The sequence below is a fragment of the Nocardia sp. NPDC005978 genome (assembly GCF_040614455.1).
Classification (GTDB): Bacteria; Actinomycetota; Actinomycetes; order Mycobacteriales; family Mycobacteriaceae; genus Nocardia.
On record NZ_JBEXUS010000130.1, the window covers coordinates 1 to 20354 of the forward strand.

General features: G+C 70.9%; 14 protein-coding genes. 5 read left to right on the forward strand and 9 right to left on the reverse strand.

All coding sequences use genetic code 11. From position 1 onward, the window contains the following. Window positions 1-245 precede the first annotated feature (245 nt). Window positions 246-1685 (reverse strand): aldehyde dehydrogenase, encoded by a 1440-nt coding sequence (locus tag ABZ319_RS35245; protein WP_354990898.1) that lies wholly within the window; start codon window positions 1683-1685, stop codon window positions 246-248. A 316-nt stretch (window positions 1686-2001) separates the two neighbouring features. Between ABZ319_RS35245 and ABZ319_RS35250 the strand changes: the two genes are divergently transcribed. Both ABZ319_RS35250 and ABZ319_RS35255 read left to right on the forward strand, forming a co-directional pair. Continuing rightward, on the forward strand, window positions 2002-2205 hold the full coding sequence (locus ABZ319_RS35250; protein WP_354990899.1) for a hypothetical protein: 204 nt from the start codon (window positions 2002-2004) through the stop codon (window positions 2203-2205). Between the two features lie 203 nt (window positions 2206-2408). Continuing rightward, window positions 2409-2711, forward strand: a complete 303-nt coding sequence (locus ABZ319_RS35255) for a hypothetical protein (protein WP_354990900.1) — start codon at window positions 2409-2411, stop codon at window positions 2709-2711. On the opposite strand, the gene ABZ319_RS35260 is transcribed toward ABZ319_RS35255, so the two are convergent. Beyond that, window positions 2673-3557 carry a class I SAM-dependent methyltransferase gene (locus ABZ319_RS35260; RefSeq protein WP_354990901.1) on the reverse strand — a complete coding sequence of 295 codons (885 nt, stop codon included), beginning with the start codon at window positions 3555-3557 and terminating at the stop codon, window positions 2673-2675. The genes ABZ319_RS35255 and ABZ319_RS35260 overlap by 39 nt on opposite strands. Window positions 3558-3911: 354 nt before the next feature. Between ABZ319_RS35260 and ABZ319_RS35265 the strand changes: the two genes are divergently transcribed. Continuing rightward, on the forward strand, window positions 3912-5090 hold the full coding sequence (locus ABZ319_RS35265; RefSeq protein ID WP_354990902.1) for a glycosyltransferase family 4 protein: 1179 nt from the start codon (window positions 3912-3914) through the stop codon (window positions 5088-5090). Between the two features lie 206 nt (window positions 5091-5296). Here the strand turns inward: ABZ319_RS35265 and ABZ319_RS35270 are convergent, their stop codons facing one another. The 3 genes from ABZ319_RS35270 to ABZ319_RS35280 all read right to left on the reverse strand — a co-directional run bounded on the left by ABZ319_RS35270 (window position 5297) and on the right by ABZ319_RS35280 (window position 10593). Further along, window positions 5297-7876 carry a hypothetical protein gene (locus tag ABZ319_RS35270; protein ID WP_354990908.1) on the reverse strand — a complete coding sequence of 860 codons (2580 nt, stop codon included), beginning with the start codon at window positions 7874-7876 and terminating at the stop codon, window positions 5297-5299. A 42-nt stretch (window positions 7877-7918) separates the two neighbouring features. Then, a complete protein-coding gene (locus tag ABZ319_RS35275) occupies window positions 7919-9103 on the reverse strand; it encodes a polysaccharide biosynthesis protein (RefSeq protein ID WP_354990909.1) in 1185 nt (394 codons plus the stop codon). Between the two features lie 323 nt (window positions 9104-9426). Further along, on the reverse strand, window positions 9427-10593 hold the full coding sequence (locus tag ABZ319_RS35280) for a DUF3068 domain-containing protein (RefSeq protein WP_354990903.1): 1167 nt from the start codon (window positions 10591-10593) through the stop codon (window positions 9427-9429). Window positions 10594-10971: 378 nt separating this feature from the next. On the opposite strand from ABZ319_RS35280, the gene ABZ319_RS35285 reads away from it, so the two are divergent. Beyond that, complete coding sequence (locus ABZ319_RS35285) at window positions 10972-12033, forward strand: acyltransferase (RefSeq protein ID WP_354990910.1); 1062 nt, start codon at window positions 10972-10974, stop codon at window positions 12031-12033. A 754-nt stretch (window positions 12034-12787) separates the two neighbouring features. Here ABZ319_RS35285 and ABZ319_RS35290 read toward each other — a convergent pair. The 4 genes from ABZ319_RS35290 to ABZ319_RS35305 form a co-directional block, all read right to left on the reverse strand. After that, window positions 12788-17269: an alpha-(1->3)-arabinofuranosyltransferase family protein gene (locus tag ABZ319_RS35290; RefSeq protein WP_354990911.1), complete on the reverse strand. Its 4482-nt coding sequence runs from the start codon at window positions 17267-17269 to the stop codon at window positions 12788-12790. A gap of 67 nt (window positions 17270-17336) precedes the next feature. After that, window positions 17337-17507 (reverse strand): DUF2613 domain-containing protein, encoded by a 171-nt coding sequence (locus ABZ319_RS35295; protein ID WP_354990904.1) that lies wholly within the window; start codon window positions 17505-17507, stop codon window positions 17337-17339. A 304-nt stretch (window positions 17508-17811) separates the two neighbouring features. Next, entirely contained in the window at window positions 17812-18903 is a 1092-nt protein-coding gene (locus ABZ319_RS35300; RefSeq protein ID WP_354990905.1) for an isochorismate synthase, read from the reverse strand. Window positions 18904-19069: 166 nt separating this feature from the next. Next, window positions 19070-19549, reverse strand: a complete 480-nt coding sequence (locus ABZ319_RS35305) for a universal stress protein (RefSeq protein ID WP_354990906.1) — start codon at window positions 19547-19549, stop codon at window positions 19070-19072. A 238-nt stretch (window positions 19550-19787) separates the two neighbouring features. Between ABZ319_RS35305 and ABZ319_RS35310 the strand changes: the two genes are divergently transcribed. Continuing rightward, on the forward strand, window positions 19788-20234 hold the full coding sequence (locus ABZ319_RS35310) for a hypothetical protein (protein WP_354990907.1): 447 nt from the start codon (window positions 19788-19790) through the stop codon (window positions 20232-20234). Window positions 20235-20354: the final 120 nt, after the last annotated feature.

Below are 20354 nucleotides of genomic sequence, written 5' to 3' on the forward strand. Positions count from 1 at the left end.
TACAATTAAAACTAACACCCGCCCGGGCGCCACCCATTGCGGGCCCGCCGGGGCCGTTTCATGCGGGAGTTATATCGCGCCGCAGTCTTCCGGGTGGTGTCCGCGTGGTCGACGGGCCGACGGTGGCAGGGCCGGCGTGCCGTGTCCGATGGATCCGAACCGGCTCGGCCGGGCACGGCGAAGCCGTCCATTGTGAGTCGCGATGGACGGCTTCGTGGCTCGGTGCTCGCGGGCGAGGGCAGGGGCTAGGGGGTATAGCCCATCGGCATCAGGACCGACTTCTGTTCGCAGTAGGCGTCCAGGCCCTCGGGGCCGTTCTCGCGGCCGATCCCGGAGGTCTTGTAGCCGCCGAAGGGGGAGCAGGGGTCGAAGGCGTACCAGTTGATGCCGTAGGTGCCGGTGCGGACCTGGGCGGCGACGGCGAGGCCGTGGTCGATGTCGGTGGTCCACACCGAGCCGGCGAGGCCGTAGTCGGAGTCGTTGGCGATCGCGATCGCCTCGTCCTCGGTGTCGTAGGGGAGCACCGAGAGCACCGGGCCGAAGATCTCCTGCTGGGCGATGGTCATGGCGTTCTCGACGTCCGCGAAGATCGTCGGTTCCACGTACCAGCCGGGCAGGTCGGTGGGGCGGCCGCCGCCCGAAACCAGGCGCGCGCCTTCGTCTTTGCCCTTGGCGATGAAGCCCTCCACGCGCCCGCGCTGCGCCTCGGAGATCAGCGGGCCGAGCTGGGCCGCGGGGTCGGTGGGCAGGCCGAGCGGGAACATCCGCGCGGATTCGACCAGGGCGTCCAGGATTTCGTCGTAGCGGCTGCGCGGGGCCAGGATGCGGGTCTGGGCCACGCAGGCCTGGCCGCTGTTCATCAGGCCGGCGAAGGCCAGCTGCGGCATCGCGGTGATGTCCATGTCGGGCAACAGGATTGCCGCTGACTTCCCGCCGAGCTCCAGGGAACAGCGCTTGAGCTGACCGCCCGCGATGGCCGCGATCTTGCGGCCGACCGCGGAGCTGCCTGTGAAGGTCACCTTGTCCACGGCGGGGTGCGAGATGAGGTATTCCGAGACCTCGGCGTCGGCGGGCAGCACCGAGAGCACGCCCTCGGGCAGTCCGGCCTCGGCGAAGATGTCGGCGAGCAGATTCGCGGTGAGCGGGGTGAGCGGGGCGGGCTTGAGGACGACGGTGCACCCGGCGAGCAGGGCGGGTGCGAGCTTGTTCACGGCGAGGAACAGCGGCACGTTCCAGGCGATGATTGCCGCGACGACGCCGATCGGCTCGCGGGAGACCTGGGTGGTGCCGAACATGCCGGTGCGGGAATCGGTCCACGGGAACGCCTTGCCCAGTCCGGCGTAGAAGTCGAGCGTGGCCTTGGCGGGGAAGTTGTTGAGCGTGCTCGCCGACATGGGCGGCGCGCCGGTCTCGGCCGACAGCGCCGCGGTGATCTCACCGGCCTTCTGGTCGAGCAGGGCCGAGACCCGGGCGAGCAGTTCGGCGCGCTCCTCGGGCGGGGTGCTGGGCCAGGGGCCGTGGTCGAAGGCGTGCCGGGCGGCGGTGACCGCGGCGTCGACGTCGGCGCGGGTGGGGTTGGGCACGCTGCCGACGGTTTCCAGGGTGGCGGGTGAGATGACCTGGACGGTCTCGGTGCCGGCGGGCGCGGTCCAGCGTCCGCCGATGAACAGGCTCGGGTACTCCATGAGAACACGTTACAGTTTTGCCCCGGGGGTTGTCCGGGGCATGGGCCGGACTCCGGGCCCGGGGTCCCGGTGACCGGGACGATTCTGAAAGTCGACTTCTCGGTATTCAATTCGATCCGACGCGTTCCGGCCGGGAACGCGGGTTCGCAATTCGGTTCGCCCGCGGGTGACTTATGCTTCGCATGACTTTCGGGCCGACGTCGATCTGGTCGGTTGCTATAAATTAGCTTTTGCTACTTTGGAAGCTGTCTCCGTTCCTAGCTTTTCCAGTCCGCGGCAGGCGACTGGTTCGTTACGCGAAAGGCAGGCGAATGGCATGACCGATGTGGATATCACCCCTCTGATTCTCCCGGAGTTAGCGGACCTCGCTCCGCTGTCGACCAGTACGCCGATGCAGCGGGCTGCGAACCAGCTGCAGAAGGTGCTGCCGCCCGGCTGGCAGGTCGAGGTCGTCGCCGCCCCCTCACGCTCGGAACGGCGCGGTCAGCCGGCGCTGCGCTTGATCGAAGCGGACCTCTAAAACTTCCGAAACGGCGGTCCCTCAACCGCTTCCGCATCCCTGAGGCAACCTTCCAGCGACTCGATTTTCCGAAACCCTACCTGTCGGTTCGCTTTTCGCGGAACGCACTATTGCATTCTGTACCGGTAACGAGCATGCTTTATAGCTATCTTGGATAGCTCGCTCGATACATGAATCATTACCGTGCAGGGGAGATTCGAGTCATGGCGGTGCAAGTGGTCGATCGTTCGCTGATGACCAGCGATCTCACGCCTCATCAGGCGAAAAGCGTTGGCGTGGGCGGCTGGGTGGTGTCATTTCTGCCGGGGAGAACGCTCACCACCGAGCAGGCCACCGCCGCGTTGCAGGCGGCGGAAGCGGTTGCCGCGGTGCATGCTCTGGCCGGACAAGTCGGGCTGACGGCGATGGAGACGATCGGGCTCGCAACCCAGGAGTCACCCTGGGGCGAACCCGACGGGCACGGCGGGCTACGCAGAATCTGGCGTCGTGGCCGATTGGAACGGTGAATCCCGCTCGCTCCGTGCGGTTTTCCCGTTGTGTACGGTCTCGGCGCTCGCACGCTTGGTGGCCACCACCACCAGATTGCTCACCAGCAGCTCCCGCACCACCGGGACGTGCACCAGCCACCAGGCCCATTTCGGGTGATACCGCGGAAACACCGCGAGCACTTCGACATCGTCCGGCGTGCGGTGCGCCCACCGCATCCCTTCGCCCGCGCCGACGGCGAACAGGGACTTTCCGAAGCGATTCTTCGGTTCCCGGCCCTGTTTGCGCAGATATCTACGCGCCGCGAACTCACCGCCCAGGTAATGCCACGGGCCGGTTTCGTGGCCGCCGAACGGGCCCCACCAGATGGTGTACGAAAAGATCATCAGCCCACCGGGCTTGATGACGCGCAGCATTTCCTCGGCCATCGTCCACGGCTGTGGTACATGTTCGGCCACATTCGAGGAAATGCAGACATCGACGGCGTCATCGCGGAATGGCAGCGCCATCCCCGAACCGCGCACCGCGCCCGCCACCCGCAAACCCGCGGCGTGCATCTCCGAGGGATCCGGTTCGACCGGCAGATACCGCGCTCCGGCGCGCCCGAACTCGTCCGCGAAATAGCCGGGACCGCCGCCCACGTCCAGCACCACCGCCCCGCGCAGCGAATGCCCGGTCAGATCCCGGTAGAAATCGCTCACCAGTTCGGCGGTATCGGTGGCCACGCCGCCGTAGAACAGCGCCGGATCGGTCTGTTCGAATCGGAAACTCCCCAGCAGCCGCAACGAACGGCGCAGGGTCGCCCGGCCGGCGAATCGCGGCCGCCGCCCACCCCGCCGGAATCCGGTCTGCTCAGCTCGAAGCACGGCCAGCAGTCTCGCACAACCGCGGCCGGGGTCGCCCCGCTACCTCCCGCTTACCGGGGGGTATGGGTTCGCCAGACGGTGACGAGCGGGTCGGCTCGATCCGGGGCGCCGAAGCGAGAAATCCGGATCCGGCGCGGAACGGCCAACCGAATTCGTGAGAATTCGATGGCAATGCCGAATCGGCGCTCACGGCCCTCATCGCACAGTCGCGGGCGTATTCCGGGTGAGCGGTCCGGCGGAAAACCGCGTCCGTTGGCAGGTCAGGTGACCACTCGTGGCTTGCGGAGGGCGCTCGCGCTATATGGTGGAGCCCGTTGTTCATCATCCTTTCGCCATGACTTTGGAGATCTGCCCGTGCGTGAAGTGCTGCTGCTCTGCTGGCGCGACACCGGGCATCCGCAGGGCGGGGGCAGTGAGCGCTATTTGGAACAGGTCGGGGCGCAATTGGCGGCCCGGGGTGTGAAGGTCACCCTGCGGACCGCCGGTTATCCCGGGGCCGCGCGTTCCGAGCGGGTGGACGGCATCGACATCAGTCGCGGCGGCGGGCGGTTCACGGTGTATCCGCGGGCGCTGGCGGCCATCGCGCTGGGCCGGCTCGGGGTCGGGCCGCTGCGCGGCATCCGGCCGGACGCGGTGATCGACACCCAGAACGGGATCCCCTTCTTCGCGCGGGCCGCGGCGGCCGCGCCGACCGTGGTGCTGGTGCATCACGGCCATCGCGAGCAGTGGCCGGTCGCGGGCAAGCTGGTCGGCCGGATCGGCTGGTGGATCGAATCCAGGCTGTCGCCGCGCGTGCACCGGGAGAACCAGTACCTGACGGTGTCGCTGCCGTCGGCGGAGGAACTGACCGCGCTCGGGGTGGAGAGCGCGCGCATCGCCGTCGTGCGCAACGGCGCCGAACCCGTGCCCGCGATGGTTCCGGCCGGGGACGACGCCACCCGCACCGCGCATCCCAGCATCGTGGTGCTGTCGCGGCTGGTGCCGCACAAGCAGATCGAGGACGCGATGGCGGCGGTCGCCGGGCTCCGGCATCGGATTCCGGACCTGCACCTGGACGTGATCGGCGGCGGCTGGTGGGCCGACAACCTGCGCGTCCACGCCGACGAGCTGGGCATCGCCGACGCGGTGACCTTCCACGGGCACGTCGAGGAGGACCGCAAGCACGAACTGCTGTCCCGCGCCTGGGTGCACGTGCTGCCCTCGCGCAAGGAGGGCTGGGGCCTGGCGGTCATCGAGGCCGCCCAGCACGGCGTTCCCACCGTCGGCTACCGCAGCTCCCGCGGCCTGACCGACTCCATCGTGGACGGCGTGACCGGGATGCTGGTCGACGATGCCGCCCACCTCACCCTCGCGGTCGGCGACCTCCTCGACGATCACGAGGCCAGAACGGTTCTGGGCGAGAAGGCCCGAGCCCGAGCCCGCGAATTCTCCTGGGAGCAAACCGGAAACGGCGTCTACGAGGTGCTCTCGGCCGTGTCCCGCGGCGCCCGGGTCTCCGGCCTGGTGGCCGGATCCCCCGTCACCCCGGCCTGATTCGGCCTGGTCGGACGCGGATGGACTGGGCCTGCCCGATCGCCGAATGAAGTCAGCCTGCTGGCATTCGGATGGAATCGGTTGCCCGAGTGGCAGATACAGCCCCGGATCCGCCGTTCTCGCCCGGGTGTTCGGTCGCGCGGCAGCCGGCTCGACGTTCTCGAACGGCCGCGCGGTAGGTGTTCGGCAGCCTCGTGATGTGCCGGTCAGTCGGGGTGAATCGACTGCGGGGCAACCGATCTCGCTCGGCGCACATCGCGGGCCGATGCCGCCGCGGCCGCGATGCCGGCGAGCAGCAGCGCACCCCACACCAGGTGGGCCGCTCCGGCGCCACGCCGGGATCCCGGGGAAGCATCATGATCGGCGATGCTCCCCGGCACCCGATACAGCTCCACATCCCGGTCGGCGTACACGGAATCCAGCTGGCCCAGCGTAGTTTTCGATTCCCCCATCGGCCCCGGCGTCCCCCGCTCGACCAGCACCCACCCCACCCCGAGATCCGCCAGCCGCCCCGCGGACCCGCCGGCGAGCAACACCCGCTCGACCTCCCCCGCCCGAGCCCCCTCCCCGGACACGGTGGCCCCCGCGACCGGCAACTCCCCGGTCTGCAACACGTCCCGAGGCAACATCCGCGGCGCGGGATCCAACACCGGCGCTTTCCCGGAATACCGGAACTTCCGGAACATGCCCCCCGGCAACACCGCCACGTCCCCCTCCCCACCCACGTCCCCCGCCACGCGCTCCCACCCCACCGGATAGGTCACCGGCCGCAAAGCACCCCCGACCCCCCACGCCATATCCGGCAGCGAAGCGAAGATCAGCACCACGAAAACCCCGGCGACCCAGCCGGTTACACCACGTCCCGTGCGCTCGTCCCGCAGGTGCGGCTCGGCCGTGCCGGCGCGCCGCCCGGCGTCGGACGAACCGGCCAGGCGCTCCGCACGCCCGCTCGCTGCCACGAGCGAATCGCCCGCGAGGTGCGGTGACTCCGCTCGATCGGCGGCCCGCGACGCGTCGATCGCATTCGCATCGAAAGGTCGATCGGTGCCGGTCGTTCCGGCCGCGCCGTCGCGCTCCGCGTCTGCCTGGGAGTCGGCGGGCGTGCTCGTCGGCTGCGCCGAATGGTGTTGTCCGCGATCGGCGGCCCGCGAGGTATCCATCGCACTCGCATCGGGCAGCCGATCGGTGGCGGTGGCCGGGATGTCCGCGGTGGTCTTTCGGGCTGCGTCGTCGCGCTCCGCGTCTGCCTGGGAGTCGGCGGACGGGCTCGTCCATTGCGTCGAATGGTGCTGTGCGCGAGCGGCGGAGATGCGGGCGGCCAGTGCGCGGGTGCCGGCGGCGGCGCAGAGGGCGAAGGCGGGGACGGCGAGGGCCACGTATTTCTGGGTGTCGCGCAGGAGGCCCGCGCCGGGGACATGTACGACGAAGAACTCGCCTGTGGCCAGGCCCCAGCTGGTCGCTCCGAGGGCGGGGAGCACGATCGCGGCCACCGCCACCGCGACGAGGGTGCGGCGGGTGTGCACTGTGGAAGCCGTGCTGTCGACCGTGGTGGCGACCGCACCCAGCGGGTTCGAGTCGGCCGGAGCGGGAGTGCCCGGCCCGCGGTGATTGCGATCCGCATCGGCAGTGCGCGTTGTGGTCGCGGAGTCCGTCGCGGTCGCGGGTTCCGTTGTGGAGAGCACGGATCGGACGCCGGTGGCAACCAGGGCGAGCAGGATCGCGGTGCCGATCAGGGCGAAAAAGGTTGTGCGGGTGTCGGGGACGGCGGTCGAATTCCAGATCCCGCCGAGGCCCGCGAGGCTGCCGAGGGTTCCGAGGAAGGGTTCGGCTCGGGCGGCGAAGGCCGCCACCCCGGCGGGGTCGGAGGGGGACGAGCCCGCGCCGGAGAGGGCGGTCGCCACCAACCAGGGGGCGGCGGAAGCCAGCCAGAGCGCCGCCGCCGGAAGGAGATTGCGGCGGCCGACCAGGAGCAGGGCGAGCACCCCGGCCATGAGGGATCCGGTGGGGGTCAGGCCCGCGACGGCGAGCCAGCCGCCGACGGCCGCCCACGGCACCCAGGCACCCGGCCGGCTCGGAACGGATCGCGCTGCTCCGGAGCGGGTTTCGCTGCCCGTCGCGGAATCGCGCTGTCCCGCATCGGCGGTGGGACCGGTCCCGTCCGCTGGATCGGCGGTGCGCGCCGCGTCCGCTGAATCGGGAATTGGATTCGCGCCTGCCGAATTGGCGGTTCGATCCGCGCTCGCTGAGGCTGGGGTATCTGTCGTGGGCGTCGCCGGGTACTCGGGGTCGGCGGCGTGAGCCTTTCGCAGCGCGCCGATCCGAGCGCGCGGGGAAGAATCGGCGGCGTCGCCCGTGGTCGCTCGTAATCGGGTGGCCAGCACCGCGATCCAGGGCAGGGCCGCGTAGCCGGTGAGCAGACTCCAGTGACCTTGGAGCAGGCGCTCGGCCACGTAGGGGTTCCAGATGACGAGGGTCACGGCCACGAGCTGGGGGCCGAGGGTGGCTCCGAGGAGGGTGCGGGTCAGGGCGGCCGCGCCCCAGCCGGCGGACCAGATCGCGGCCACCAGAATGGCTTTCACCAGCAGGCCGCCGTCGACGACGGTCGACAGCACCGCCAGCAGGGCGTCCTGGGGCACCGCGCGGGGAGCCGCGTCGCCCAAACCCAGGGCCGAGTCGGTCAGGTAGGAGCGGGGCGTGCTCACCGCGTCGCGGAGCAGGAGATAGCCGGGGCCGAGCAGCGGGCCGAGCACGAGCAGGGTGAGGGCGAGGCTGTAGGCGGCGGTGATCGGGCCGGTTCGCCGGGGGTGCTGGGCGCTCACACCGGCACCCTATGCCGAGCCCGCGCTCGCGCCCGGGACGCCCGCTTCGGCGGCCGGTTCACGCACGGTGCGCAGCGCCAGCACCGTGATGACGAGGGTGGTGAGCGCGGCGGTCCCGGCCGCGATCGCGATGAGGCTGGTCACCGAATGCGCGCAGGTGCGCATGACCACGACGCCCACGGCGAGCCCGAGCCAGGTGATGGCCGCCGATGCGGTGCGATCCGCGGCGATGGCGGACAGCAGCGCGCCCTGCAGCACCGCGAGCAGCGCGCCCTGCAGCGCGAACAGCCACAGCAGCCCCTGCACGGGCGCGTAGTCCTGCCCCGCGAACAGCGGCGCGAGCGGTGCGGCCAGCGCCGCCCCGAGCACCGCGACCGCACCGACCGCAGTGAGCACGGTCAGCGCCGAGCGCACAGCGCGCGCGGAATGCTGCGGTTGCGCCATTTTGGGGTAGAGCACCACCCCGACCGCCTGTGGCAGCCAGAACGCGATCTTGGCGGCAATAGCGCCCAGCGCGTACCGCCCGGCATCCTCGTCGCTGAGCACCATGCGCGAGATCAGCAGATCCGCGGACGAGAGCGCCATCAGCGCCGCCTGCACCTGCGCGGCCCGGAACACCGGCAGCACCGCCGCCATGCCCGCGGCGGAGTCGACGGCACGGCCCGCGGCAGCGTCCACGCCCGAGTCGACGACGCGCCGTGCCAGTAGCGCGGCGACCAGCGCCCCCGCCATCGCGGCCCACAGCGTCGGCCCGATGCCGCCCCCGCTCGCGAGCACGATCAGCGCCGGGGTCGTCCGGATGACACTCGCCCCGCCCAGCACGATCGCGAGGTCGCGGAAGCGGCTGGCGCCTTGCAGGATCCCCTGCTCCCCGGAGAGCAGCACCAGCACCGGCACGGTGCACAGCGCGGCGGCCGCGGCCACCCAGTTCACCTTCAGGCTCACGCTCACGATCGGCACCAGCGGCACCGCGATCAGCGCGACGATTCCCGCGCAGCGCAGTGCCAGTTCGCGCGCGGCCGCGACGGACGCGCCCCGCACGACTTCGCGGGCCACCACGTTCTGCAGTGCCAGCGCGGGCACCGCGCACAGCATCTGCACCGCGAGCAGACTCGCGAACGGGCTGTATCCCGCGACCCCGAGCCAGCGGCTGGCGAGCAGTTGCAACAGATATCCGGCGACGTTCGCCGTCATGGCCCCGGCCGTCACCAACGTGAGGTCCGCGACTACTGGCAGACGGCGTACAACGGACACGCCGCAATGCTCCCACCCGCCGCGCGAGCCCACCCCGCCGCACCCCCACCCGTGTAATTGATAGCCGAATGCTCTGACTAGACGCCGCAGAAGTGCTCGGATTCGGCCCGCGTTCACCGGTATTCGACGGTCTCCGGCCGGCCCGCCGCGACCGTTCACGCACCCCCCGATCGCGTCGCTCCGACAACCGCGTCGACCCGACGGCAAACGCACAGCGGCCCCGCTCCGAATCGGTGCGGGGCCGCTGCGAAGCAGGTCGAAGCCTAGGGCTTCTTGTTGATGTCGATCTGCTGTGTCTTGTTGATGTCGATCTGCTCGGTCGGGGCGTCGAAGTTGCCCCGTCCCGGAGCCGGGCCACCGGCGGGAGCCGGAGCGGCGCGACGCGCGGCCGGGCCGCTGTTCGAGCCACCCAGCACGCCGAGCACGATGCCCGCGATCAGCGACAGCGCGCCGAGCACGCCCAGCACGATCGGGATGGTGCGGCCGTACAGCGACAGCTTGTCGATGTTCTCCTTGGCCACCGCGATCTGCGATTCGACGGTGTTCTCGTCGAACATCAGGGTCGCTTCGAGAACGTTGACCTCGGTCTTGTCCGCGGTGCGCGAGTAGAACTGGTGCACCTGCTCGCCGCCCTTGATGACGGTGCCGGTCTGGGGCTCCACCCACAGGTCGCGGGTGTTGGTGTACCAGCGAATCATGGTCACCGGGGTCTCGCCGCCTTCGACGCCCCACTTCTCGGCAGGCAGGGCCAGCTTGTTGGTGGGGGAGTTGGCGACGGTCGAGAGATCGGTTACCGGGACCGTCTGCTGAAAGTGGTACACCTTCATGCTGTTGATCTCGGTCTCTTCGATGAAGTTGATGTCGTACGTCTTACGCACATTGACGTCGAAGTACGGGTACGCCTTCTTCTCGGTGCCGATCGGGAAGCGGTACTGCAGACCGGTGTGCTGGACCGGGTCCATCACGCTCTGACCCTGCTTGTCGACGGTCACGCCGATCGAGCCGTTGGGGCCGCCGTCGACCTCGTCGACCGGCATGCCGTTCTTACGGTCGACGGTGACGCGGTCGATCGAGGCCGTCAGCAGGCCGGTGTCGCCCTGCTTGTCGGTACGGCGCAGGGTCTGACCGGCCTGGATGGTGAGACGCTCGGCGTCCGCAGGATCCTCGATGGTGAGGAATCGCTGCGAGAACAGCGGCACATTGCTGTCTACCTTGGCCGAACCCGGTCCGGTCAGCGACTTGGCGTCGAGGACCTCGCTCTTGGTTCCGGCCAGGTTGGTCGCGACCGTGGTGATCTGCAGGTCGAGTGGCGTCTTGGCCACCTTGCTGACCGTGTAGGTGGGGATCATGATCGCGGCGACGAGCAACAAAGCACCCAGCCCCACGAGCAGGCAGGCCACCGTCCGTCTGGTCCCGGCACTCAGTGCCATGCAACTTCTCCTCGTCGTCGAACAGGTCGTTCCGATGAGCACTGCGGTCGCCGCGCAGCACTCGTGAGCCCCGACACTAACAGCTCAGGACCGTTCAGGGTCTCGCCGAGGCAGGAAAACTCCGCGAAACGCCCATAAGTCAAACGCGGGGTGCTCACACTCCGAGGGCACAGGGCACACTGGACCGCGATGACCACGACCCTGCGCCCGCCCTCCGAACCGGTACAACCGGTCGGCTCGGATGCCGCTGTCAGCGGGGAGAGTGCCACCGCCGAACCGACCGCGTCCGCGTCCGCCGATCCGAATTCCACGGCCGCCGGCACGCTCGACGCGCGCTCGATCCGGCGGCCGAACGTCTTCGTTCCGGCGCTGGAAGGTATGCGCGCCCTCGCCGCGCTCGGGGTGGTCCTCACCCACGTCGCGTTCCAAACCGGCGCCACCGCGCAGCCTTTCATCGGCCGGGTGTGGGAACGCTTCGACATGGCCGTCGCCATCTTCTTCGCGCTCTCGGGATTTCTGCTGTGGCGGCCGCACGCGGCCGCGGCGCGCGGACTCGGGCGGGCCCCCGCGGCGGGGCGTTATCTCCTGCATCGTGCGGCCCGCATCCTGCCCGCCTACTGGGTGGTGGTGTGCGCGGCGCTGATTCTGCTGCCGAATGCCGCTCACACCGCGGGACTTCGGGTGTGGCTGGCGAATCTCTTCTTCGCACAGGTCTATGTGCCGTACACGCTCACCGACGGACTCACCCAAATGTGGAGTCTCGCGGTGGAAGTCGCTTTCTACGCGGTGCTGCCGCTGCTGGCCTGGGCGCTGATCCGGTTGCGCGGCAACCGCGCTCGCTGGCGGGTCCCGGTCGTGATCGGCGTCTCGGTGCTGTTCCTGGGCTGGAACCTGCTGCCCGTGCCCACCCCCGAGGCCATCAACGCCGACAACTGGCTGCCCGCCTACCTGCCGTGGTTCGGCGCGGGCATGCTGCTGGCCGAACTCGCCGACGCCGAGGCGCCGCGCTGGCGGCGGTACGCGGGCGATCTGCGCATCATGTGGCCGCTGTCGCTGACGGCGTTCCTGCTGGCCACGACCCCGCTCGCCGGTCCGCCCGGGCTCACCCACGGCCAGCCCTGGCAGTACGCGATGAAGATGGCGCTGGGCGCGATCATCGGATTCACCCTGCTCGCGCCCCTGGTGCTGCGGCCGGAGCAACCGCACCGCTGGCTGACCGGCAGTGTCGCGGCGACCCTGGGCCGCTGGTCCTACGGCATCTTCATCTGGCACCTGGCCGTGCTGGCGATCGTCTTCCCGGTCTTCGGAATCGTCCCGTTCCGTGGATCTTTCGTGCTGGTCTACCTGATGACGATCGCCTTCACCCTCCCCCTGGCCGCGGCCAGCTACGCCCTGATCGAAGATCCGGTGCGCCGCTGGACCCGCCGCCACGTCGGCTGATCGGTCCCCGCGCCTCCGTGCCGCTCCCGGGCGCGCTGAACCGGGTGCCGTTTCGGGCAATTCCTCGGGACGTTGCCGAGCCGATCCCCGTTGCCGCCGCGTGCGAACTGATCGAGGACAGGTGCGCAGCCGAACTCCGGTGCCGCTGCGTGGGATGCCTTGGGACGGCTGCCGACACCGATCCCCGCTGCCATGTCGGCTGATCCGGCCCCGCGCCTCCGTGCCGGTGACGGGCGCGCTGAACCCGGTGCCGTTCCGGGCGATTCCTCAGGACGCTGCCGAGGCCGATCCCCGCCACCGCGTGCGACCGATCGAGGACAGGCGCATAGCCGAACCTCGTAGCCGTTGTGGGGGATTCCGCGGGATGCTGCCGAGGCTGATCTCCTTTCCCGCCCGCGTGCGAACCGATCGAGGACAGGCGCATAGCCGCACCTCGTAGCCGTTGTGGGGGATTCCGCGGGATGCTGCCGAGGCTGATCTCCTTTCCCGCCCGCGTGCGAACCGATCGAGGACAGGCGCGCAGCCGCACCTCGTAGCCGTTGTGGGGGATTCCGCGGGATGCTGCCGAGGCTGATCTCCTTTCCCGCCCGCGTCCGAACCGATCGAGAGCAGGCGTGCTTCCGAACCCCTGTGCGGTTCCTGGTGATTCCCTGGACGTCGCCGCAGGCGTTCGACGCCTCGTTCGTGATCATCGGTGAATTCCGGTGTGCCGCGCGCCGTTCGGCTCGGGCGAGCGGCCGCGTCCGGCCCGGAGTCAGGGTTCGCGGCGCGGCAGCGCGGCGAGGCCGACCGCGACGATCGCCACCACGGCGGGGAACTGCGTCCAGAGGGAGTCGCCCATATATCCGGCGGGCGAACGCCACGGGCCGGTGGAGAGGGCGGCGGCGGAAACCGCCGTTGCCACACCGGCTATCGGGGCGAGCGCCCGGGCGGTCACCAGCGGGCGGAACTGATAGGCCGCGAGACCCAGTGCGGTGAGCACGATTCCGGTCGGCCCGGCGATCAGGCCGGCGCCCGCGGCGAGGGCGATCGCGCTCACGGTGCGGCTGTGCCAGGTGCGCGGGGCCGGGCCGTCGTCGCGAGCCGGGGTGCGGGCGGCGCGGAAGGCCAGGACCACCAGGGGAATCAGCAGCAGGAGCCCGCCGAAGATGGCGAGGCGGTACCAGCGGTCGGCGGGGAAGGAGACCGTGATCGGGCCGTTCGTGCCGGGCGGCACCAGCCACGCCTGCTGCCAGCCGTCGACGACCAGCGGTTCGAGGGTGCGGCCGTCGGCGGTCACCGCCTGCCAGCCGACATTGGTGCTCAGCGGCAGGACCAGGAGCCGGGTTCCGGCGGGAGCCCGGACAGCGGGCGCCGCACCCGCGGGGCCGGAGTCGGCCGTCCCGGGGCCCGCCGCGGGGACGCCGTCGCCCCCCGGGTTCCCGGCGGCGCCCGGCTCGACGCGGTTCAGGCGCAGCTCGTCGACGGTGAACAGCGCTGTCGGAGCGACGGTTACATCGACACGACCGGCCATGAGGCCCAGGCTGCCGCCGCCGGTGGAGTCGTCGACGGGGGTCTCGTCGGCGAAGGAGGCCCGGCCGCCGTCATTGGCGTTGTTCAGCCCGGAGCCGCCGTCGGCCCCGCTATCCGCGCCGGGCGCACCCTCGGATTCCTCGGGTCCGGCCGCCGGGTCGGCCGGTGGCGCGTCGCTGTTCGCCCGGGCGGCGGCGACCTCGTCGGCGGTGCAGACGCGGGCGGGAAGCGGCGTGCCGGAACGGAACTGGGCGGCGGTGCCGGTCACCGTCGTGTGCAGGGTGCGACCGGCGGCGGCCAGGGTCGGGCCGTTCGCGCAGTCGATGGTGAGAAGCTGATCGGGGGCCGGTGCGGCCGGGTACTCCGGTCCGAGCACGGTGATCTCGGCGATGCCGGGCGGCTGCTCCTGGGCGAAACCCAGCGCGGTGCGGTCCAGCACCGCGTCCCAGGTCTGGATGCTCAGCTCGATGCGGTCGGTGACCTGCGGGTGGAGCTCGATGCGCGAGGTCGCGCCGGACTCCGGATCGACCTCCCGAACCTGCGGTCCCGCACCGAGATTCACCGAGACCGAGGTGGCGTGCGCGGGCAGGTCCCCGCGCGAGGGCGTCAGCTCCAGGCCGGTCACCAGCGCGGGTTCGGGCAGGTCGATCGTGATCGTGGGCTTCGCGCCGGTCGGGGTCCGCACGGTGGTCTCGGGCGCGGTCCAGCTGGTGCGCGGGTCGCCGTCGGTGGCGGCGACGGCGGAGCCGCGCGGGTCGCCGGTGTCGGCCTGGCCGTGCGCGAAGGGCCGATTCGGGTCCGTCAGGAGCCGGTCGAGATCCGGGCCGGGCCGGGCGCGGACCAGGAGATCGGGGGTGACGGCGAGGGGTTCGGGCACGGTCAGGGTGCGTTCGAACAGGCCGGGTTCCTCGGCCGACAGCGCGAGCGCCTTACTGCACCGGACCCGGTCCGGGGACTCGAAACAGGCGCTGCGGCCGGGGAATTCCTGGCCCAGCGCCCAGCCCTGCACCCGGGCGCCGGGCGGGGTGGCGGGCAGGACGACGCGGTGCCGGATGTCGACTCGGGCTGGATTTTCGCGGTCGGCGTAGTCGAAGAGCGAGAGTTCGCTGATGCCGAATTGACCGCCGGCGGTGCCGTTCTCGGTGCTCTTGGCGCTGATCTTGATCCACTCGGTGCGGCCCGGCGGCAGGGAAACCGACACCGGCGCACCGGGTTCGGTGATGCGGGCGGCGACGGTGCCCTTCGCGGTGGCGACCTCCAGCCATTTCACCGGACTGCCGATGGCCGCCGCACTGGTGGTCAGGCGCAGTACCGGCGAGGTGATGGGCTGCTCCAGGTCCAGTCGAAGCCACTGTCCCAGTGCGTGTTCGGTGCCGTTGCTGATCCACGCCGTCGCGGGATCCCCGTCCACGACCGCGGCGGTGGAACTGCCGGGCGCGGCCCCGCCGAGCTGGGTGGCGTCCCCGGCGGAGCTGGAGACCGTGACGGTGGCCCCGGACCATTCACCGCGCACGAGTTCCGCGCCGGGCACGGCGTAGTCGGGCGCGAGGTTGTAGGTGCGGCGGGCGTCGCCGGGCGCGCGCACCGCGGAGTTGTGGTTGTCGACCCGGCCGAAGTCGGTTTCCCGGTCCATGGGTGTGTCTGTGATCGTGACCGCGTCCACGGGCAGTCCGGCGCGGGCGGCGTCGGCCGCGAGCAGCACGGGTCCGGCGGGTCTGTTCGGGTCGCGCCGCAGGCGTTCGAGCGCTTCGGGTCCGCCCTGTACGACCGGCACGCCGTCCAGCCCGGTCAGGTACGCGCCGGGGAACGAGTCCGGTGCGCCGGTGCCGGCCCGCAGGTCGGCGGGGTCGCCGACGGGTCGCGGGTCCACCCGGTAGATCTCGACGGGCGGATAGCCGGGCCGCAGATCCTCGTCCGCGACCAGTCCCTCGATGTATCGGGTTTCCGCGGGCTCGCCGAATTCGGCGACCTTGCGCAGGCCCGGTGAGCCGTCGATGGTCTGATGCGCGAGTACGGGCCGGGTCGAGCGCGAGGTCTCGGGGTCGAGGTCGTTGCGCAGCACCAAAATTCCGATGCCCTGCGCGGCCAGCGTCGCGGCCAGGCCCGCGGAGGACCGGCCGTCGGCGAACAGGCGCTGCACCGAATCCATGGCGCGGATGGCGCCGGGCGGATTGAGCGGCACCGCGTCGCGCACCGCCCACGGGGTGTCGGCCAGGGCCTGCAACGGTTCGTCGCGGGTCAGGCCCCAGACCTGGGAGCCGAAGGGCGCACCGGGCACGATGAGCGCGCGGGTGTCGGAAGCGTTGTCGGACAGCCACTGTGCCGTCTGCTTCCAGTACCCGGGCACCTCCTCGTAGGCGCCGCTGGGCGCGAGCTTGCCGGTCCAGGCCAGCGAGGTGGACAGCGTGAGCGCGGTCAGCACGAGCGCGCCGACCGCCACCATGCGATCGCGCTCGGGGTGGGCGAAGGCCTTGCGCCACACCGGCATCGGCACCGAGGCGGGCAGCGGCACCCGGCTCAGCAGGTGGGCCAGGCCGAGCACCAGCGGCAACCGGATGAGCGGTTCGAGCTTGTGCACGTTGCGCAGCGGCGCGCCGCCGGAGTCCAGGAACAACCGCACCTGTTCGGCGAACGGCCCGCCCAGCGCGCCGGCGTAACCGGCGCAGATGCCGACGAGTCCGACGCACAGCACCAGCGTGAGCCGGCCGCGAATCGGCATGGAGCGCATGGCCAGTCCGGCGATGCCCGCCGCCGCCAGCATGCCGGTGGCCAGTACCGCGGCGGGCTGGGTCACCAGCACCGCGCCCGCGATGCGCTCGGGGGAGACGAACGGGGTCCAGCTGTCGGTGCCGCGCAGCACTTCGCCGAGGGAGGCCCACTGCGTGGTCACGCCCGAGGATTCGATGTAGTCCAGGAACGGCGGGCTGACCCGGCCGAGCAGCAGCAGCGGGACGACCCACCAGAAAGTGGCCAGGACCAGCAGCGGAATCCAGGCCCGGGTGAAGCGCCACCAGGTTCGATCCGGGCGGTAGGACATCCAGAACAGGGCCGCGGGCAGGAAGGCCGCGGCGGTGGCGACGGCGTTGACCGATCCCATGAGGGCCAGGGCGAGGGCGCTGCCGGCGGGGGTCGCGGCGCCGCGCCAGTGGGAAGGCGCGGGCTCGTCCGGTGTGGAATCCGGCTCGGAGTCCGCCGGTCTCGATTCGGCGGTGCTCTCGGAATCGTCGGCGTTCGCGCGCTTGCGCAGCGCGACCCCCAGCGCGGCCGGGGCCAGCAGCACCCAGGGGGCGAGCATCATCGGCAGCGTCTCGGAGGAGATGGAGCCGAGGGTGGTCAGTACGCGGGGCGAGAGCGCGAATGCCGTGGCGGCGATGATGCGGGAGCCGCGGCTGCCGATGCCCAGGATTTCGCAGAGGCGAATGATGCCCCAGAATCCGGCGAGCAGCAGTAGTGCCCACCAGATGCGCTGGGTGACCCAGGCGGGCAGGCCCAGGATGTGCCCGAGTGAGAAGAACGCGCCGTGCGGGAAGAAGTAGCCGTAGGCCTGATTCTGCACCTGCCCCATCGGGGCCTGGCTGCTCCACAGGTGGGAGGCGCGTTCGAGAAAGCCGAGGGGATTCTGCGCGAGGTCGTACTTGGTGTCGGCGACCGTGCGGCCGGGGGCCTGCAGAAAGGTCAGCAGGAACGCGGCGAGAAAGGTGCCGAGCAGCCAGCGGCGGCCCAGCGGTTCAGTATTCGGCGACCGGTCCTCGGCCGGACCGGTCGCGGCTGTTGGATCTGAGGTCGGCCGGTCAGCGGGCGCCGTACTCAACGTTGTTGAGCAGCGACGAGGACGGGTCGCCGCCGTTTTCGATCTCCGGGCGCGTGTCCTGCGAGGCCGCCATCGTGATGACCAGGACCGCGGCCAATCCGATCAGGGCGCCACCGGCAGCGCTGGCCACACCGGGAACGGCAAACTTCATCGCGGAACTCCCATACATCGACGCATGCGTAACTCGAGCAAACCTAGCAGACCGGGCCTGCTTTGCCCCGGCTCCGCCGCCCCCGATCTTGGTCGGCGATGTTTCAGTTCGTGCCCAGCGTGGCGGAGATGCAGGTCACATGCGGGTTCGCGACGGTGGCCGACAGGAAATGCGTGGCGCCGACCACGAGATGCGCCGTCGATCGCAGGCACGGACCTCGCGCGCTCGCGCGTCGCCGTGCCCGGTGCGGAGTCGATGAGCTGCAAGCATGTCCAGCCGGCCCCGCGGATACGAAGCCGGCCACTCACTCGGGAACGGCGCAGTGCAGGCCGCCGAGGAAGGTGCGGAGTTTGGCGGTCGTCTCGACGAGCTCGGTGTGCGGATCGGAGGCTGCGACGATGCCGCCGCCGCCGAACGCGCGCAGGGTCAGGCCGTCGGCGGCGAGTTCGGCGGAGCGGATCGCGACGGCCCACTCCCCGTCGCCGCCGGCGTCGCACCAGCCGACCGCGCCGCTGTAGAAACCGCGATCCTCTTCGAGATCGAGGATGGTCTCCAGGGCGAGGTCGGTCGGGGTGCCGCAGATGGCGGGCGTCGGGTGCAGCAGGACCGCGAGGTCCAGGGCGCTGGGCCGGGGTTCGCGCAGGCGGCCGGTGATATGGGTGGCGAGGTGCCAGACCTCGGGGGTGTGCAGCAGTTCGGGTTCGCCCGGGATGGACAGTTCGGCGCAGACGGGGGTCAGCCGTTCGCGGATCCACTCCACGACGTAGGCGTGTTCTTCGCGATTCTTGCTGCTGGCCAGCAGTTCTCGCGCCTGCGCGGCGTCGGCGTCCGGGTCGGGCAGGCGGGGGAGCGTTCCGGCGAGGGGGCGCAGCGTGACGGTGTCGCCGTGCCGGGCGACCAGGACCTCGGGCGTCGCCCCGAGCAGGGTTTCGCCCGCTCGTCCCGCGGTCGTCAGGTCCACCGCGAACACGTGCGCGCGCGGATGCCGCGTGACCAGGTGCGCGGCAACCACTTCCGGATCCAGCGGCGCGTCCGCGACGGCGAGCAGCGAGCGGGCCGCCACCACCTTGCGCAGCGGCGATTCCGGATCACCCAGCTGGGCAACGAGTTTGGCGACCCGGGCCAGGTGCTCGGCGGGATCGGGCAGCTGAGCCAGCACCCGGACGGGCGGCAGCGCGGGTAGTGCGGCGGGCCGCCACGGCCCCGCGGCGCGGGTGTGGCGTTCGGGTGCGACGAGCGCGGCCCGGCCGCGCGGATCGAAGGGCAGGGCTCCGGCGATCAGCTCCGCCGCGCCGGTCCGCAGGTCCGCGGCCGCCGCTCCCGCGTCGTCGTACGCGGCGCGCACACCCGTGGTGCGGACGACGCTGTCGGGCGTCGCAAGCAGGAATCCGTGCATGATGCCTCGACGATAGTCCGCCTGCGCGAAGCATCGGCCGCGGAGCGACGCACGTCTCAGCGCGGCCCGGCGTCCGGCGCGATGGCCCGGTTCGCACGCGGCGACGAGCGGTTGCGAGCGGCGCGGCGGCCGCCTCGGTACACCCGGTGGCCGCCGGTTTTCGTGCTTACCGCGCGGGTTCGCGCCCCGGCGGAACCAGCAGCACCGGCCGGTGGCAGTGCTTGAGCACCGCGTCGGCGACGCTGGAGTGCAGCAGTGCGCGGATCCCGGTCTGTCCGCGCGTGCCCGCGACGATGATGTCCACGTTCAATTCGTCCGCCACCTCGACGATGGCGTTCCAGATCGTGGTGGTGCATTCGGCGGTGCGCGCCTCGGCGTTGAGCCCGGACAGTTTGGCCAGCCGCACGCCCTCGGTGTTGATCGACTTGGCGTCGGCGAAGGCGATGTCCTCGATCTCGTCGTCGGGCATCCACTCGGGCTGCATGACCCCCGAGAGTCCGGACAGGCGAGCGGTCTGGCGAACCATGGGCTCCCACGCGGTGAGCACCACGGCCTTGTCGGCGGAGAGGAAGCGCCCGGCGTATTCCACGGCGCGGCGCGCGTTCTCGGACCCGTCGTAGGCGATGAGCATCAGATCACACGGCATGGTGAACCTCCTGGTGGGAAGGCATCTCCACCCGAGGTTACCCCGGTTTCGGGCCCGTACGCGGACCCCGCGACCCCGCGCCGCGTCGCGCCCAGTCCACAGTTTGCCAACGATTCAGGGATTCTGGTGGTGGGATCCGTGGCCCCGGTTTTCACTGACTGTGTCGGCATGCCGCCGGCAATCGACTTCGCTGGACTGATCAGCCGTCGCTGGAGCTGGGCCGAACGAGGGGTGGAGTGTGCGGTTGGACGAGCTGACGACGCCGCAGGAATGGGCGCGGGTGTATCGCTCGCTGCTCGGGCTGCCGCATGTGCATGTGACGACCCCCGGCTTCGTGGTGCTACCCCTGGTGGACACGATCGCTGCCCTGAACACCCCGGAACCGTTGGGGGCCTTGCTACTCGACGAACTGACCGCGCGCGGACTGCCGTGCCCGGTGCTGGTGCGCGAGCGCCCGCCCCGCCGCACGTTCCTGGCCGTCTTCGACGGCGAGCCGGCGGCCGAGTACCTCGAGCGCATGGAACGCGCGAGCGTCGACATCGGCCCGCATCGCAGTAATGTCATCCTGCCCACGGGATTCGGGCGGCACACCATCGAGGGCCGCTGGTGGGCACAGGCTCCCGAACGCGATGCATCCCTGCCCCTGCTCTCGGAGGTGCTGGCCGCAGCGAGCACCATGCTCTGAGCCATTCGCCCCGAACACGATTCGAGGCCGCCGGGCGCGTGCTCGCGGGCAGCGCCCGCCGAGGTTCGCGTCCACGGTCCGCGAAACGCGAAGAGCGGCCCCCGATCCGGACTACGGATC

Coding starts and splice junctions, on each gene's coding strand:
- ABZ319_RS35245 (WP_354990898.1), bottom strand. CDS start 1,685: ATGGAGTACCCGAGCCTGTTCATCGGCGGACGCTGGACCGCGCCCGCC.
- ABZ319_RS35250 (WP_354990899.1), top strand. CDS start 2,002: ATGACCGATGTGGATATCACCCCTCTGATTCTCCCGGAGTTAGCGGAC.
- ABZ319_RS35255 (WP_354990900.1), top strand. CDS start 2,409: ATGGCGGTGCAAGTGGTCGATCGTTCGCTGATGACCAGCGATCTCACG.
- ABZ319_RS35275 (WP_354990909.1), bottom strand. CDS start 9,103: ATGACGGCGAACGTCGCCGGATATCTGTTGCAACTGCTCGCCAGCCGC.
- ABZ319_RS35280 (WP_354990903.1), bottom strand. CDS start 10,593: ATGGCACTGAGTGCCGGGACCAGACGGACGGTGGCCTGCCTGCTCGTG.
- ABZ319_RS35285 (WP_354990910.1), top strand. CDS start 10,972: ATGCGCGCCCTCGCCGCGCTCGGGGTGGTCCTCACCCACGTCGCGTTC.
- ABZ319_RS35295 (WP_354990904.1), bottom strand. CDS start 17,507: ATGAAGTTTGCCGTTCCCGGTGTGGCCAGCGCTGCCGGTGGCGCCCTG.
- ABZ319_RS35300 (WP_354990905.1), bottom strand. CDS start 18,903: ATGCACGGATTCCTGCTTGCGACGCCCGACAGCGTCGTCCGCACCACG.
- ABZ319_RS35305 (WP_354990906.1), bottom strand. CDS start 19,549: ATGCCGTGTGATCTGATGCTCATCGCCTACGACGGGTCCGAGAACGCG.